The organism is Luteimonas soli (assembly GCF_042648865.1).
Lineage (GTDB): Bacteria > Pseudomonadota > Gammaproteobacteria > Xanthomonadales > Xanthomonadaceae > Luteimonas > Luteimonas soli.
The window spans coordinates 355,904-371,333 of the sequence record NZ_JBHRYA010000003.1 but is presented as its reverse complement, the minus strand read 5'-3'; the positions used below and the strand labels follow the sequence as shown (position 1 = coordinate 371,333).

The window sequence follows — 15,430 nt, the reverse complement described above, 5'->3', positions numbered from 1 at the left end:
GGACTCAGCGTTCCGCCGGTATGCCCTCAGGCTTTCTCCATCGTGCACAGCAGCGGGTGCTGGTTGAGCCTCGAATACTCGTTGACCTGCGCCACCTTGGATTCAGCGACTTCGCGCGTGAAGACCCCGCAAACGCCGCGGCCGCGGGTGTGGACGTGCAGCATGACCTGGGTGGCCTTGTCGAGGTTCATGCCGAAAAACCGGATCAGCACGTCGATCACGAAGTCCATCGGGGTGTAGTCGTCGTTCAGCAGCAGGACGGAGTACAGCGGCGGCCGCGCCACTTCCGGCTTGCCTGTTTCCACGGCAACGCCGTGATCGTGTTCCTGGTCGCGGTCGGGTGGTCTGGACATCGCGCAATTATAGCGGTGGCCGGTCAAAGCCCGGCCGTCGCCGGATCGCATGGGGGCGAATGTTCGCGACGCCGCCGGCACCGGGCGCCCGCTTCCGCGGCGCGGGCTGAACGCAGCGGCGGCGCGGCGATGGACGCCTTCGCGACGCGATAGGCAGAATGCGCAGTTCGCCCCTGCTGCCGGTTCCCACTTGAGCTACCGCGAAGGCCGCTTCTGGCAACCCGATGTCACCATCGCCACCGTCGTGGTCTACGGCGGCCGCCTGCTGTGCGTGGAGGAACGCGCCAATGGCTCGGTCGTCATCAACCAGCCAGCCGGTCATCTGGAGCCGGATGAGAGCCTGGAACAGGCCGCGCTGCGCGAAACCCGCGAGGAAACCGGCTGGGACGTACGCCTGACCGCCTTCCTCGGCGCCTATCAGTGGAAGGCGCCGGCGCGCGACGGCGAAAGCGACGGCAGGCACTACCTGCGCTTCGCGTTCGCGGCGCAGCCGCTGCGGCACGACCCTGCGCGCCCGCTCGACGACGGCATCGTCCGCGCGCTCTGGATGACTCCGGACGAACTGATGGCCGCACGCGACCGCCATCGCAGTCCGCTGGTGTGGCAGGTGGTGGCCGACTTCCTCGCCGGCCAGCGATATCCGCTGTCGCTGCTGCGGCAGGTGGAATGATGAGCGTGTGCGCCACCGTCCCCCGCCCCCACCCGACCGTCCGGCCCGGTGCAGCGCACCAGGCGTTCGAGTGGCCTGCGCGGCAGTGCCGCGCAAACAGGCCTGTCTCACTCCCCGCAAGCGGGGGAGGAGATTTCGTGCCGGGCGGGAGCGCCTTCGATGACTGCTCGGCAACCTTGCGGGCCAGCTCCCCATGAACGCACGGGTCATTGTCGGCATGTCCGGCGGCGTCGATTCGTCCGTGGCCGCCTTGCTTCTGCGCGACTCTGGCGAGTCGATCGCCGGGCTGTTCATGCAGAACTGGGCCGATGACGGCAGCGGCGACTGCCGCGCCGAGGACGATCGCCGCGACGCCGTTGCCGTCTGCGGCCGGCTCGGCATCCCGATCCACTTCCGCGATTTTTCCGGCGAGTACTGGGACGGCGTGTTCGCCCACTTCCTGGCCGAGTACGCCGCCGGGCGCACGCCGAACCCGGACGTGCTGTGCAACCGCGAGATCAAGTTCAAGCACTTCCTCGACGCCGCGCGCGACCTGGGCGCCGAGCGCATCGCCACCGGCCACTACGCCAGGATCGACCGGCAGCACGGCAGCTGGCGCCTGCTGCGCGCACGCGACCGGGGCAAGGACCAGAGCTATTTCCTGCACCAGCTGGGACAGGCGCAACTCGCGGCCACCGTGTTCCCGCTCGGCGACCTGCCCAAGGCCGACGTGCGCCGCATGGCTGCCGAAGCCGGCCTGCCGACCGCGGCGAAGAAGGACTCCACCGGCATTTGCTTCATCGGCGAGCGCGACTTCCGCGAATTCCTGTCGCGCTACCTGCCTGCGCGCCCCGGCGAAATGCGCACGCCCGACGGCCGCGTGGTCGGCACCCACCCGGGCGTGTTCCATTTCACCCTCGGCCAGCGCGAAGGGCTGCAGATCGGCGGGCTGCGCGGGTTCGAGGCGGCGCCGTGGTACGTGGTCGGCAAGGACGTCGAGCACAACGTGCTGGTCGTCGACCAGGGCAGCGACAGCCGCTACCTGCGGTCGGACACCACCTGGACCGAAGCCGCGCACTGGATTGCCGGGACGCCGCCGGCGACGAGGTTCCGCTGCTCCGCGCAGTCGCGCTACCGGCAGCCCGCCCAGGCCTGCGAAATCGAGGTACGCGACGACGGCAGCCTGTGCGCGCGTTTCGCGCAGCCGCAGCGCGCCGTGACGCCGGGGCAGTCACTGGTGCTTTACGATGGCGACCATTGCCTCGGTGGCGCGGTGATCGCCGCCACCGACGCGCCGCTGGAGCGGCGCCACCACGACACGAATCCCCGGAGCAGCACCGCATGATGCACGAACGAGTCCTCGCCCTCGCCGGCCTGGTGCAGGCGCTGAAGCAGGTCCGGCGCATCGCCGACACCGGCCAGGCCGACGCATCGGCGCTGTCGACCGCGCTCGACAGCGTGTTCCGCATCGACGCCGATTCACCGGAGTCGGTCTACGGCACCGCCGCCGACCTGCGCCCGGGCCTGGTCGTGCTCCGCGACTATTTCGGCAACCGGAACAAGGACGAGGCCCTGCCCCGGCTCGCACTGGCCGTCATGCAGATCGAACGACGCTTCGTGCGCGACGGCCGGATGGCGCAGCAGGTGCATGACGGCATCGTCGCCACCGCGCCGATCGCCGAGCGCCTGGGCAGCGACCACCCGGACGTGCTCACCGCCTTGGGCAAGCTGTACGCCGACACGGTCAGCAACCTGCGGCCGAAGGTGATGGTGCAGGGCAACCCGCACTACCTCGGCCAGGCCGACATCGTCTCGGAGATCCGCGCCCTGCTGCTCGCCGCGCTGCGCTCGGCGGTGCTGTGGCGGCAGATGGGCGGCAGCCTGTTCGACTTCCTGCTCGGGCGCCGGCAGATGCTGGCGGCGATCGAAAGCGCGTTGCGCTGAAATCCCGGCGGGTCGAGACCCGCCCTACATCGCTGGCACCGTTGGCGGCTCCTGTAGGAGCGACGGAAGTCGCGATGCCTTCCCGGGAGAGCATCTCGACTTCCGTCGCTCCTGCGAGAACCGAACCGCTCTCACAGGCTTGCTCAGCCTTCCGCCACCGCCGGCACGATCAGCTTCAACCCTTTGAAATAGTCCCGGTAGAAGCGGTCGTCGCGGGTAATCAGCCCGCTGCACTGCATCAGCGCATGGGCGCCGGTCAGGAAGTCCGGCACCGCGCGGACATCGCCGCCGCCGCGCTGGCGGTGCCTGCGCTGCATCTCGCCGGCACGCAGAGCCGACCTGGCCTCGGTGGGCAGGTAGCGGATGCTCATTTCCTCCAGCACCGCCAGCGCCTCGGAGCCGTCCTTGAGCGCGCTGCACAGCTCGGCCAGCACCACGTCGCAGACCACCACCGGGCCGCTGCCCAGGCACTGGCGCAGGCACAGCTCCACCGCGTCGGCGTCGGGGCCGTCGGCCAGCAGGTCGACCAGGGCGGGCGTGTCGATCGCGATCATCGAAGCGGCCTAGGGCTTGGCCGGATCGCCGGGCTTGCGCCCGCGGATGGTGGTCATCGCCTCGCCGGTGTCGGCGAAGCCGTCGAGCTTGAAACGCCCGCGCGCGCGTGAAATCGCATCGTCAACACTCTTGCGCAGGATAATGCGGCCACCCTCCAGCTCGACCTTCAGGATGGTGCCCTTGCTCAGGCCCAGCGCATCGCGCACCGCCTTGGGCAGGGTGATCTGGCCGCGTTCGGCGACGGTCGCTTCCATCGGCTTCCTCCGGAGAGCTGAAGTATGGACGAAGTTTACATACTTCAAAAATCATACTCAATCCATCATACTGTGCCGATTCCCAGCCCCCTCCGGCCATCCCGCCAGGGTCTTCCGCCCCCAGCCACAGGAGTTTTCGCCCCATGAGCGATTCCTTCGCCACCCGCGCCCAACTGGACGTCAACGGCAAGTCCTACACCTACGCCAGCCTGCCGAAGCTGGGCGAGAAGTTCGACATCGCCCGCCTGCCCTACTCGATGAAGATCCTGCTGGAGAACCTGCTGCGCCACGAGGACGGCGGCGCAACGGTCGGCAAGGAGCACATCGAAGCGGTCGCCAAGTGGGACCCGAAGGCCGAGCCGGACACCGAGATCGCCTTCATGCCCGCGCGCGTGGTGCTGCAGGACTTCACCGGCGTGCCCTGCGTAGTGGACCTGGCCGCGATGCGCGACGCCGTGGTCAAGCTCGGCGGCCAGCCGGACCAGATCAACCCGCTGATCCCTTCCGAGCTGGTGATCGACCACTCGGTGCAGGTCGACGTGTTCGGCCGTCCGGATGCGCTGGACCTCAACGGCAAGATCGAGTTCGAGCGCAACAAGGAGCGCTACGGCTTCCTGCGCTGGGGCCAGAAGGCGTTCGAGAACTTCAAGGTGGTGCCGCCCAACACCGGCATCGTCCACCAGGTGAACCTGGAGAACCTCGCCCGCGTGGTGATGGAGCGTGAACTGGACGGCGAAACCTGGGCGCTGCCGGACACCGTGTTCGGCACCGACTCGCACACCACGATGATCAACGGTATCGGCGTGCTCGGCTGGGGCGTGGGCGGCATCGAGGCCGAGGCCGCGATGCTGGGCCAGCCGTCGTCGATGCTGATCCCGCAGGTCGTCGGCTTCAAGCTCACCGGCAAGCTGCCCGAGGGCGCCACCGCCACCGACCTGGTGCTGACCGTCACCCAGATGCTGCGCAAGCAGGGCGTGGTGGGCAAGTTCGTCGAGTTCTTCGGCGACGGCCTGCAGCACCTGCCGCTGGCCGACCGCGCCACCATCTCCAACATGTCGCCCGAGTACGGCGCGACCTGCGGCATCTTCCCGGTCGACGCCGAGGCCATCCGCTACCTGCGCCTGTCCGGCCGCAGCGAGGAGCAGATCGCGCTGGTCGAGGCCTACGCGAAGGCACAGGGCCTGTGGCACGAGCCCGACTCCCCGCACGCCGAATACTCGGCCACGCTCGAACTCGACCTGTCCACGGTGCAGCCGTCGCTGGCCGGCCCCAAGCGCCCACAGGATCGCGTGCTGCTGCGTGACATGAAGGCCAACTTCCACGACAACGTCGGCGGCATGACCAAGGGCCGCAAGAACGGCGTTGGCTGCGCGGTCCACGAACTCGACGCCGAAGGCGGCGACCAGCAGCAGGCGCAGCGCCTGGCTGCCAAGCCGATCTCGAAGATCCGCCTGCAGGACGAAGACCACGAACTGACCGACGGTTCGGTCGTCATCGCCGCGATCACCTCGTGCACCAACACCTCCAACCCGGCGGTGATGCTCGGCGCCGGGCTGCTCGCGCGCAACGCCGCGGCGAGGGGCCTGAAGTCCGCGCCATGGGTCAAGACCTCGCTCGGGCCGGGTTCGCTGGTGGTCACCGACTACCTGAAGAAGGCCGGGCTGATGGACGACCTGGAGAAGCTCGGCTTCTACGTCGTCGGCTACGGCTGCACCACCTGCATCGGCAACTCCGGCCCGCTGCCGCAAGCGGTCTCCAAGGGCATCGCCGAGAACGACCTGGCCGTGGCCGCGGTGCTCTCGGGCAACCGCAACTTCGAGGGCCGCATCCACGCCGAAGTGAAGATGAACTACCTCGCCTCGCCGCCACTGGTGGTGGCGTACGCGATCGCCGGCACCATCGACATCGACCTGACCAACGATCCGATCGGTCACGATCCGGACGGCAAGCCGGTCTACCTGCGCGACATCTGGCCGAGCAACAAGGAAATCGGCGACATGATCGCCGCCACCGTCGGTCCGGAACTGTTCGCGCAGAACTACGCCGACGTGTTCAAGGGCGACAACCGCTGGAACCAGATCCAGTCGCCGGACACCCTGGCCTACCAGTGGGACGAGGCCTCAACCTACATCAAAAACCCGCCCTACTTCGAGGGCATGACGATGGACGTCGGCGCGATCTCCGACATCCATGGCGCGCGCGTGCTCGGCCTGTTCGGCGACTCGATCACCACCGACCACATCTCGCCGGCCGGCAGCATCAAGCAGGACTCGCCCGCGGGCCGCTTCCTGCAGGAACGCGGCGTGCAGCCGGCCGACTTCAACAGCTACGGCTCGCGCCGCGGCAACGACGACGTGATGGTGCGCGGCACCTTCGCCAACATCCGCATCAAGAACCAGATGCTCGACGGCGTCGAGGGCGGCTTCACGAAGTACTTCGGCAAGGACGGCGGCGACGGCGAGCAGCTGGCGATCTACGACGCGGCGATGAAGTACAAGGCCGACGGCACGCCGCTGGTGGTCATTGCCGGCAAGGAATACGGCACCGGCTCGTCGCGCGACTGGGCGGCCAAGGGCACGATCCTGCTGGGCGTGAAGGCGGTGATCGCCGAGAGCTTCGAGCGCATCCACCGCTCCAACCTGGTCGGCATGGGCGTGCTGCCGCTGCAGTTCAAGGACGGCGAGAACGCTAAGTCGCTGGGCCTGGATGGTTCGGAGACATTCGACGTCACCGGCCTGCAGGACGGCGCGTCGAAGACCGCGACGGTCACCGCCACGAAGGCCGATGGCAGCACGAAGGCGTTCGAGGCCCACGTGATGCTGCTGACGCCAAAGGAAGTCGAGTACTTCCGCCACGGCGGCCTGCTGCAGTACGTGCTGCGCCAGCTGGCGGCGAAAAAGGCCGCCTGACGCAGCCCGGGGCCGGGCGGAAGCCCGGCCCACCGCAGCGCAACGGGCGTTCGGGAAAACTGCGCGGCGGTGCCGGCGGGCAGTCTTCCCTCACCCGCCACGGCGGCCTGCCGTAGTACGTGCTGCGCCAGCCGGCGGCGAAGAAGGCCGCCGGATCGTCAGCCGAAGCCAGGGCTGCCGGCTACCGCCCGCTCAACGACTCTCCCACTCCAGGCTCGTCATCAGCCAATCGTCATCTTCGCGTCGCCAACTGGCGGTGACGTCCCGGATGCGCCCGGCGTCGGGCAGGATGCCGCCGCTCCCGCCAGTCAGCACGACGGTCGTACGGACCGTGGCATGGTCGCCCTGCATCTGGACGTCGAGCGGCCCCGGCGTGACGCCGATGCTGGCATTGCGCATGAAATGGACCGCGGCAAGGCGCCGGGCGCCGTCGCGGTCGAGTCCATCGTTGCCGACGAAATCCTCGGCCAGGAACTTGGCCATCTCCCCCGCATCGCGCGCTTCGATCGCCGCCTGCAACGAGGCGATGTCCCCGCGCAGCGCCTGCTCGGCGGATTCACTACGGCAGCCGCTGGCCATCGAAACAAGCGCGATCACGATGGCCAGCACAGCCGCCGTGCCGGCACCCCGGGCCGCGCTTCGGGTCTTGATCCGATGCATCAGGCGTCATGGTCCGTATCGCTTCCAAGCGGATCAGGTTACCCGCTTTGCAAGCCCTTGGGCAGCGTCCATACGGATGCGTCTGCCGTCTTGCGGGGGCCTAGAGCCTATGCTCCAATCGATCAAGGCACGTCCGCATGGTCGCGGCCGGCAACGAGGCACTGGAGAGAGAGAACGAGATGACTGTCGAACGCCCCTGGCTTGCCCAATATCCCGCTGGCATCCCGGCGCAGATCGATGCCGACGAGTTTTCCTCGATCCCGGCCGTGCTCGAAGGCTCGATCCGCAAGTTCCGCGACCGCCCGGCCTTCACCAACATGGGCAAGACGCTCACCTACGCTCAGATCGACGAGCTCAGCCGCCAGTTCGCCGCCTACCTGCTCGGCGAGCTGAAGCTCAAGAAGGGCGATCGCGTCGCGATCATGATGCCCAACTGCCTGCAGTACCCGATCGCCACCTTCGGCATCCTCCGCGCCGGGCTGACGGTGGTGAACGTCAACCCGATGTACACGGCGCGCGAGCTCAAGCACCAGCTGGTCGACTCGGGCGCGTCCGTCGTCCTCGTCCTCGACAACTTCGGATGCACCGTGGAGAAGGCGCTGGAAGGCAGCGCGGTCACGCAGGTCATCACCACGGGCCTGGGCGACATGCTCGGCTTCCCCAAGGGCGCGATCGTCAACTTCGTGCTCAAGTACGTGAAGAAGATGGTGCCGGACTACGACATTCCCGACGCGATCCGCTTCAACGACGCCCTCGCCCTGGGCCAGCGCCACGAGTTGCCCGAGGTTTCGATCAGCCACGACGACATCGCCTTCCTGCAGTACACCGGCGGCACCACCGGCGTGGCCAAGGGGGCGATGCTCACCCATCGCAACCTGGTCGCGAACATGCAACAGGCCGCGGCCTGGGTGAGCCAGCTGGTGCATGAAGGCAACGAGATCATCATCACCGCGCTGCCGCTGTACCACATCTTCTCGCTGACGGCGAACGGCCTGGTCTTCATGAAGATCGGCGCGCTCAACTACCTGATCACCAACCCCCGCGACATGCCCGGCTTCGTCAAGGAATTGTCGAAGGTGAAATTCACGTCGATCACCGGCGTCAATACCCTGTTCAACGGGCTGCTCAACACGCCCGGCTTCGACAAACTCGACTTCTCGCGCCTGCGGTTGACGCTTGGCGGCGGCATGGCGGTGCAACGCGCGGTGGCCGAGCGCTGGAAGAAGGTCACCGGCGTGACCCTGGTCGAGGCCTACGGCCTGACGGAAACCTCGCCCGCGGCCTGCATCAATCCGATGGACCTGGCCGAATACAACGGCTCGATCGGCCTGCCGGTGCCCTCCACCGACGCCTGCATCAAGGACGAGAACGGCACGATGCTGCCGGTGGGCGAAGTGGGCGAGTTGTGCATCAAGGGCCCGCAGGTGATGAAGGGCTACTGGAACCGCCCCGAGGACACCGCACAGGTCATCGACGCCGACGGCTGGCTGCACACCGGCGACATGGCGAGGATGGACGAGAAGGGCTTCTTCTACATCGTCGACCGCAAGAAGGACATGATCCTGGTGTCGGGGTTCAACGTGTATCCCAACGAGGTCGAGGACGTCATCGCGATGATGCCCGGCGTGCTCGAGGTGGCCGCCGTCGGCGTGCCGGACGAGAAGTCCGGCGAGGCGGTCAAGCTGGTCATCGTCAAGAAGGACCCGGCGCTCACGGCCGAGCAGATCAAGGCGCACGCGCGCGAGAACCTCACCGGCTACAAGCAGCCGCGCTACGTGGAATTCCGCGACGAGCTGCCCAAGAGCAACGTGGGCAAGATCCTGCGCCGCGAACTGCGCGAATCGCCTGCCAAGGCCGGCTGACAGCGGCACCTGCGGGCAGGACAGCACGGCACCGGCCCGACCGACCGCGCCGGCCGGAATCCATGGCGACGGCGCGAATCCTGCCCCCCGGGGGCGGAAAACGCGGAAAATCGGCAGAAATGGCCATTTTTGCTTGCGATCCGTGCATTTTGGGCGCATAGAATCTCCATTCGGGCATTCGTAGACCTCGTATGGCCGCCAGCCGGGTAGCCCGGCCCGCTTGCGGCCAGCCTCAGGGGATTAGTCGCCATGCGTAACGTCGAGCCGCTTCACCGCGAGAACCCGCTGTCCACCATCCGCATCGAGCACGACGCGTCGAATGACTCGCACTGGTGCTTCATGCATGGGCAGCAAGCCTTTTCCGACCCGAACTACCGGGCCTGCTTCTCGCCCAGGTTGCTGCGCGAGCTGCGCCTGTTCGCGCAGGAAACGATCGACGGCATTGCCGGCGAGGCAGCGAAGTCGGAGACCCACCTGGCCCACATCGTGCTCTCGTCGGATGCGCACGTGTTCAACCTCGGCGGCGACCTCAACCTGTTCTCGCAGCTGATCCGCACGCGCGACCGCGACGGCCTGCTGCGCTACGCCACCGAGTGCGTCGACAGCATCCACCTGCTGCACACGCGCCTGCATCCAGCCGCGCACACCGTCGCGCTGGTCGACGGCGACGCGCTGGGCGGCGGCTTCGAACTGGCGCTCGCCTGCCAGACCATCGTCGCCGAGAGCGGCGTGCAGATGGGTTTCCCCGAAGTGCTGTTCGGCCTGTTCCCGGGCATGGGCGCCTACTCGCTGCTGTCGCAGCGCGTCAGCCCCAAGGTCGCCGAGCAGATGATGCTCAACGGCGTGATGTACAGCAGCGACGAATTGCACAAGATGGGCATCGTCGACGTGCTGGTGCCCAAGGGCGAAGGCGTGCGCGCGGTGCACGAAGTCATTCGCCAGAACCGCCGCATCGCCTCCGCGCGCCTGGCCCTGCATCGCGTCTGCGACGCGGTGCACCCGATCAGCCACGACGAGCTTATGCGGATCACCGAGATCTGGGTCGATACCGCGCTGCAGCTCGGCGACCGCCAGCTGCGCATGATGGAGCGCCTGGTCCGCGCCCAGCTGCGCCGCCCCGAACCGGAAGAAATGCCGGCGGAAAGCGCCAAGGCGCGCTGACCGGAGCCGTCCGGTGGCTGTCCCGCGTGGCGGTCAGCTGCCTTCCGAACCCGCGTCCGAGGACGCCAGGTCGCCGCGCTCACGCAGCGCGGCGGAAGCCTGTTCAAGCTGCTGGCGCAGCAGGTTGACCAGGCCGCTCCATTCGGCGAGCAGGCGATCTGACGCCATGCGCATGCCTTCGGATGCGGTGTCTGCGAGCCGGACGGCACCCATGTTGCCGGCCGCGCCCTTGAGCGCGTGGCAGGCATCGCGGAATTCTTCCCAGCTCGCCTTCCTGCCGGCCGCGTCGAGATCGGCCAGGCACTTGCGCGCGTCGCGCACGCACTCGACCAGGAAGCGCTGGACGAATTCCTCGCCCAGCCCCATCTCGCGCAGCTCGTCGAGGATGTGCTGGGAAATCAGGCTCCGGTCCGCGGCAGGTGCCGTGGCCACTTCCGCGGCGGCAGGCGCCGCGCCCTCGGCGATCTCGGCCAGCTTCTCGAGCAGCTTCTCGACGATCACCGGTTTGGTCATGAAGGCGTAAGCGCCGGCACGTTCGCACTCAAGCCTCGCTTCGGACGTGGCGTCGGCGGTCAGCACGATGAACGGCGTGCGCTTGCGGCCGGCTTCCATGAAGCGTGTCTGCTTCATGATCTCCACGCCGCTGGCGCCGGGCATGTGCAGGTCGATGATCACCGCATCGAAGGACTGGTTCTCGATCGCGGTCAGCACGTCCTCGCCGTCGTCCACGATCTGCGGCCGGTGCCCCGCCTTCTCCAGCAGGCGCCGCAGGACCATCAGGTTGGCCGACTGGTCGTCCGCGACGAGGACGCGCATCGGGCGCACGCGTGCGCGATGGCGGACGAACGGGTCGGCGAAGGCGATGATGTTGCTCGCCATCGCGGATTCGTCCTGCATCTGCTGTTCGGCCAGCAGGAACGGCACGTCGATCCAGAAATGCGAGCCGGCGCCGGCCTGGCTGTCCATGCCGATCCGGCCGCCGAGCAGTTCGGTCAGCGCCTTGGCGATGGTCGTCCCGAGGCCGGTGCCGCCGAATCGGCGCCCGCGGCCGGACTCGACCTGTTCGAACGCGTCGAAGATCCGCTCGCGGTGCGCCTCCGGGATGCCGATGCCGGTGTCGCGGACCGAGAAATGCAGGTGTGCGATGTTGTCCGCCTGCACAGCCTGCTCCGCCCGGGTGACCTCGAGCGCGACGCGCCCGCTCTCGGTGAACTTGATCGCGTTGGACAGCAGGTTGACCAGCACCTGGCGCAGGTGGTTGCTGTCGCCGTGGAGCAGGTTCGGCACGTCCCTGGCCACGTCGACGTCGAAGCCGATGCCCTTGGCCTGCGCGCCGGGCAGGAGCATGACGTGGATGCTCTTGACCAGGTCGGACAGCGAGAAGTCCGCGTCGGTGCGCTTGAGCTTGCCCGCCTCGATCGCCGAGATGTCCAGGACATCGTCCACCAGCAGCTGCAGCGCCCGCGCCGAGGTCTGGATGACCTGCGCGCTGTCGCGCTGTTCGGCGGTCAGCGGTGTGGTGGCCAGCAGTTGCGACATGCCGACGATGCCGTTGAGCGGCGTGCGCAGCTCGTGGCTCATGTTTGCGAGGAACCGGCTCTTGGCCTCGTTGGCCGCCTTGGCCGCATCTGTCGCGCGGACCAGCGCCTTGAGCAGCGAACTCAGGTAGAGCGGCACCGCGACCAGTCCGGCCAGCAGCCCCCAGCCGAGCCAGGCGTTGGCCTGCCAGTACGGCGTGTTGAGGATGACGATCGTGTGCGTGATGACCGCGAAGCAGATCGCGGTGTAGAGGAATCGCGGGCCGTAGCGCAGGCCGTTGCCGACCGTGACCCAGAGCACGATCACGTACAGCGGTGACAGCAGGTCGCCGATCAGGTACATGCCCACGCCCATCAGGCTGTAGTCGGCGACCATGCCCAGCACGCGCCGCGGGTACGACACCCCCGGCCGCGCGGCGATCCAGCCGAGGATCCCGATCGCGACGACGAACTCCAGGGCGAGGAAGTTCAGCGACAGCGCGAGCCCGCGCTCGACGCCCGCATGGCCCCTGACCACGAACTGCAGGTACGCCAGCACCACCACCAGCATGGCCACGCGCGTCAGCGCCTGCCCGTGCTCGCTGTCGGGGCGATTGTCGAAACGCGACATCAGCGTTTGCAGCAGTGCAGTCATCGGCGGTGCGCCTACTGCAGGCCCGCCGGGGCGACGCCCGACCCGGAATGCGCGCAGATCTCCAGCAGCCGTTCGCGGCCGCGCAACAGCGCGTCGACGCACCTGGGATCGAACAGCTTGCCGCTCTGCGCGGAAATGAAGTCCATCGCCTCGTCGAAGCTCCACGCGCGCTTGTACGGCCGCACCGAGATCAGCGCGTCGAAGACGTCCGCGACGGCGACGATCCTGGCCTCGACCGGGATCTCGTCACCGGCCAGGCCGTCGGGATAGCCGCTGCCGTCGTAGCGTTCCTGGTGGCGCAGCGCGATCGTGGCGCTGAGCTGGATGAAGCGGTTCTGGCTGCCGCTGAGCAGCTCGTGGCCGATCTCCGGATGCCGGCGCATCAGCCGCGTTTCCTCGTCGGTCAGCGGCCCGGGCTTCATCAGCAGCGCGTCGGGAATGGCGATCTTGCCCAGGTCGTGCAGCGGCGCGGCCAGTTCGATCATCCGCACCTCGTCCTCGAACAGGCCCATCTCCTCGGCGACCATGCCGGCGATCCGGGCCAGGCGCTCGAGGTTGGCGCTGGTGCCCGAGTCGCGATAGGCGATCGCACGCGCCAGCCGGGTCAGGGTCTCGCGTTCGCGCTCCTCGACCTCGTGCATGCTCGACAGCAGCCGCTGCTCCAGCGACAGCGCGCGCTGCTTGACCGATTCCGCCTGCTGGCGCAGCTGCAGCAGGTTGCGGCAGCGGGCGCGCAGTTCGCGCGGCCGCACCGGCTTGACCAGGAAGTCGATGACGCCGACATCCAGCGCGGCCTGGCGGATGGGCTCGTCGCCAACCACCGTCACCAGCACGATCGGCACGTCGCGGTGCAGCAGCGGGCGGCGGAAGCGACGGGCGAACTCCAGGCCGTCGATGACCGGCATGCGGTAGTCGAGCAGCAGCAGGTCGGGACGGTTGTCTTCGCACCAGCGCAGCGCGTCCTGCGGGTCGCCGAAGTCGAGTACCTCCAGCTCGGGGCTGATGTCCTCGAGGATATGGCGCAGCATCGTGCGCGCTGAGGTCTGGTCGTCGACGATGACGATGTTCACGTGGTTTCCGCCCTCTTGAGCGCAGGTCCCCTGCCAGCGCCGGATACTCGCCCGTGAGTACATGGCAAGCAAGTCCCGTGCCCCGGCGGGAACCGCCGATTCAGGCGATCGGGCGCCATTTCCCACTCGCGGCAACGGCGCAACCGGGGGATTGCGGTCAGGAAATGACCAGCGGCGTCATGGTTTGTCGCTTGCGACGGTTCCATCCGTCTCCTCCCCCTGCCTCCGGCAGGATCCTTGCTGTCAGCCCGCGCTTTCGGGCCGCATGTAGGGGAACAGCAGGACGTCGCGGATCGACGCCGAGCCCGTGAACAGCATCACCAGCCGGTCGATGCCGACACCCAGCCCCCCGGTGGGCGGCAGGCCGACCTCGAGGGCGCGGATGTAGTCCGCATCATAATGCATGGCCTCGTCGTCGCCCCCGGCCTTGGCCTCGACCTGGGCGCGGAAGCGCGCGGCCTGGTCTTCGGGGTCGTTCAGTTCGGAGAAGCCGTTGGCCATCTCCTTGCCGCCGATGAACAGCTCGAAGCGGTCGGTGATGCCCGGCTCGGTGTCCGATTCGCGCGCCAGCGGCGAGACCTCGACAGGGTAATGGGTGATGAAAGTCGGCTGCACCAGGCCACCCTCGACCGTCTTCTCGAAGATCTCCAGTAGCAGCTTGCCCCAGCCGTAGCCGGGCTTGACCTGGATGCCCAGGCGCTTGCAGTGCGCGGCCAGCGCCTCGCGGTCGCGGCAGTCGGCCGCGGAGATTTCCGGATTGAGCTCGCGCACGGCTTCTTCCAGCTTCCAGCGGCGGAAGCGCGGGCCGACATCAATCGCGTTGCCTTCCCACTCCAGCGCGGTGGTGCCCATGGCTTCGAGCGCAACGTCGCGGATCATCGACTCGGTCAGGTCCATGACCTCGTCGTAGCTGGCGTAGGCCTCGTACAGCTCGAGCATCGTGAACTCGGGGTTGTGCCGGGTGCTCACGCCCTCGTTGCGGAAGTTGCGGTTGATCTCGTACACGCGCTCGAAGCCGCCCACGACCAGGCGCTTGAGGTACAGCTCCGGCGCCACGCGCAGGAACAGGTCCAGGTCGAGCGCGTTGTGGTGGGTGGTGAACGGCTTGGCCGTGGCGCCGCCGGCGAGGTAATGCATCATCGGCGTCTCGACCTCGAGGAAGCGCCGCGCGTCGAGCCAGCGGCGGATCGCGCCGATCACCTGCGAGCGCTTGACGAACACCTCGCGCGCCTCCGGGCTCACGATCAGGTCGACGTAGCGCTGCCGGTAGCGCTGCTCCACGTCCGCCAGCCCGTGCCACTTGTCCGGCAGCGGCCGCAGCGACTTGACCAGAAGCCGCAGCGTGTCGGCCTTGACCGACAGCTCGCCGGTCTTGGTGCGCATCAGCGTGCCGGTGGCGGCGACGATGTCGCCCACGTCCCAGCCCTTGAACGCGTCGTAGGCATCTTCCAGCGTGGTCTTCTGCAGGAACAGCTGGATCCGCCCGGAGACATCCTGGATCTGGGCGAATGCAGCCTTGCCCATCACCCGCTTGGCCAGCAGCCGGCCCGCCAGCGCGACGCGCCTGCCCTCGCCTTCCAGCGCCTCGCCGGTCCAGCGTTCCACGTCGGCGTAGGCGTCCTGCAGGTCGCCGGCATGGTCGGCGCGGCGGAAGTCGTTCGGGAACGCGATGCCCTGCCCGCGCAGCGCGGCCAGTTTGGCGCGGCGCTCGGCGATCAGGTGGTTCTCGTCGGCGGCTGGCTGCGGTGAGGGGGGCTGGTCGGTCATGGTCTCGGGTGGATCGTGGCTATCATGGATGTTGTGGGAGCGGCTTCAGCCGCGAGCTTTGGATCTGGCACTCG

At 67.9% G+C, this 15,430-nt stretch carries 13 protein-coding genes; 6 read left to right on the top strand and 7 right to left on the bottom strand.

From position 1 onward, the window contains the following. Positions 1 to 26: 26 nt before the first annotated feature. Positions 27 to 353, bottom strand: coding sequence for an ATP-dependent Clp protease adapter ClpS (gene clpS / locus ACFONC_RS04985; protein ID WP_386742612.1), 327 nt, complete (start codon positions 351 to 353; stop codon positions 27 to 29). 190 nt (positions 354 to 543) lie between these two features. Between clpS and ACFONC_RS04980 the strand changes: the two genes are divergently transcribed. The 3 genes from ACFONC_RS04980 to hflD all read left to right on the top strand — a co-directional run bounded on the left by ACFONC_RS04980 (position 544) and on the right by hflD (position 2,946). Next, on the top strand, positions 544 to 1,023 hold the full coding sequence (locus ACFONC_RS04980; protein ID WP_386742611.1) for an NUDIX hydrolase: 480 nt from the start codon (positions 544 to 546) through the stop codon (positions 1,021 to 1,023). A 193-nt stretch (positions 1,024 to 1,216) separates the two neighbouring features. Next, positions 1,217 to 2,347, top strand: a complete 1,131-nt coding sequence (mnmA, locus tag ACFONC_RS04975) for a tRNA 2-thiouridine(34) synthase MnmA (protein WP_386742610.1) — start codon at positions 1,217 to 1,219, stop codon at positions 2,345 to 2,347. After that, complete coding sequence (hflD, locus tag ACFONC_RS04970; RefSeq protein ID WP_386743069.1) at positions 2,347 to 2,946, top strand: high frequency lysogenization protein HflD; 600 nt, start codon at positions 2,347 to 2,349, stop codon at positions 2,944 to 2,946. Before mnmA ends, hflD begins: the two co-directional genes overlap by 1 nt. Before the next feature lie 143 nt (positions 2,947 to 3,089). On the opposite strand, the gene ACFONC_RS04965 is transcribed toward hflD, so the two are convergent. Together ACFONC_RS04965 and ACFONC_RS04960 are read right to left on the bottom strand one after the other, a co-directional pair. Beyond that, on the bottom strand, positions 3,090 to 3,500 hold the full coding sequence (locus ACFONC_RS04965) for a type II toxin-antitoxin system VapC family toxin (RefSeq protein WP_386742609.1): 411 nt from the start codon (positions 3,498 to 3,500) through the stop codon (positions 3,090 to 3,092). A gap of 9 nt (positions 3,501 to 3,509) precedes the next feature. Then, positions 3,510 to 3,755 carry an AbrB/MazE/SpoVT family DNA-binding domain-containing protein gene (locus tag ACFONC_RS04960; protein ID WP_386742608.1) on the bottom strand — a complete coding sequence of 82 codons (246 nt, stop codon included), beginning with the start codon at positions 3,753 to 3,755 and terminating at the stop codon, positions 3,510 to 3,512. Between the two features lie 143 nt (positions 3,756 to 3,898). Between ACFONC_RS04960 and acnA the strand changes: the two genes are divergently transcribed. Beyond that, positions 3,899 to 6,664 carry an aconitate hydratase AcnA gene (gene acnA, locus ACFONC_RS04955; protein WP_386742607.1) on the top strand — a complete coding sequence of 922 codons (2,766 nt, stop codon included), beginning with the start codon at positions 3,899 to 3,901 and terminating at the stop codon, positions 6,662 to 6,664. 192 nt (positions 6,665 to 6,856) lie between these two features. Here acnA and ACFONC_RS04950 read toward each other — a convergent pair whose 3' ends face one another. Then, positions 6,857 to 7,324, bottom strand: coding sequence for a nuclear transport factor 2 family protein (locus ACFONC_RS04950; RefSeq protein ID WP_386742606.1), 468 nt, complete (start codon positions 7,322 to 7,324; stop codon positions 6,857 to 6,859). A 179-nt stretch (positions 7,325 to 7,503) separates the two neighbouring features. Between ACFONC_RS04950 and ACFONC_RS04945 the strand changes: the two genes are divergently transcribed. Both ACFONC_RS04945 and ACFONC_RS04940 read left to right on the top strand, forming a co-directional pair. After that, entirely contained in the window at positions 7,504 to 9,186 is a 1,683-nt protein-coding gene (locus ACFONC_RS04945; RefSeq protein WP_386743068.1) for a long-chain fatty acid--CoA ligase, read from the top strand. Between the two features lie 249 nt (positions 9,187 to 9,435). Beyond that, entirely contained in the window at positions 9,436 to 10,347 is a 912-nt protein-coding gene (locus ACFONC_RS04940) for a crotonase/enoyl-CoA hydratase family protein (protein WP_386742605.1), read from the top strand. A 33-nt stretch (positions 10,348 to 10,380) separates the two neighbouring features. Here the strand turns inward: ACFONC_RS04940 and ACFONC_RS04935 are convergent, their stop codons facing one another. The 3 genes from ACFONC_RS04935 to lysS form a co-directional block, all read right to left on the bottom strand. Beyond that, a complete protein-coding gene (locus tag ACFONC_RS04935; RefSeq protein WP_386742604.1) occupies positions 10,381 to 12,519 on the bottom strand; it encodes an ATP-binding protein in 2,139 nt (712 codons plus the stop codon). A gap of 11 nt (positions 12,520 to 12,530) precedes the next feature. Continuing rightward, positions 12,531 to 13,589 carry an HD domain-containing phosphohydrolase gene (locus ACFONC_RS04930; RefSeq protein WP_386742603.1) on the bottom strand — a complete coding sequence of 353 codons (1,059 nt, stop codon included), beginning with the start codon at positions 13,587 to 13,589 and terminating at the stop codon, positions 12,531 to 12,533. Between the two features lie 243 nt (positions 13,590 to 13,832). Continuing rightward, on the bottom strand, positions 13,833 to 15,356 hold the full coding sequence (gene lysS, locus ACFONC_RS04925) for a lysine--tRNA ligase (RefSeq protein ID WP_386742602.1): 1,524 nt from the start codon (positions 15,354 to 15,356) through the stop codon (positions 13,833 to 13,835). Between the last annotated feature and the right edge of the window lie 74 nt (positions 15,357 to 15,430).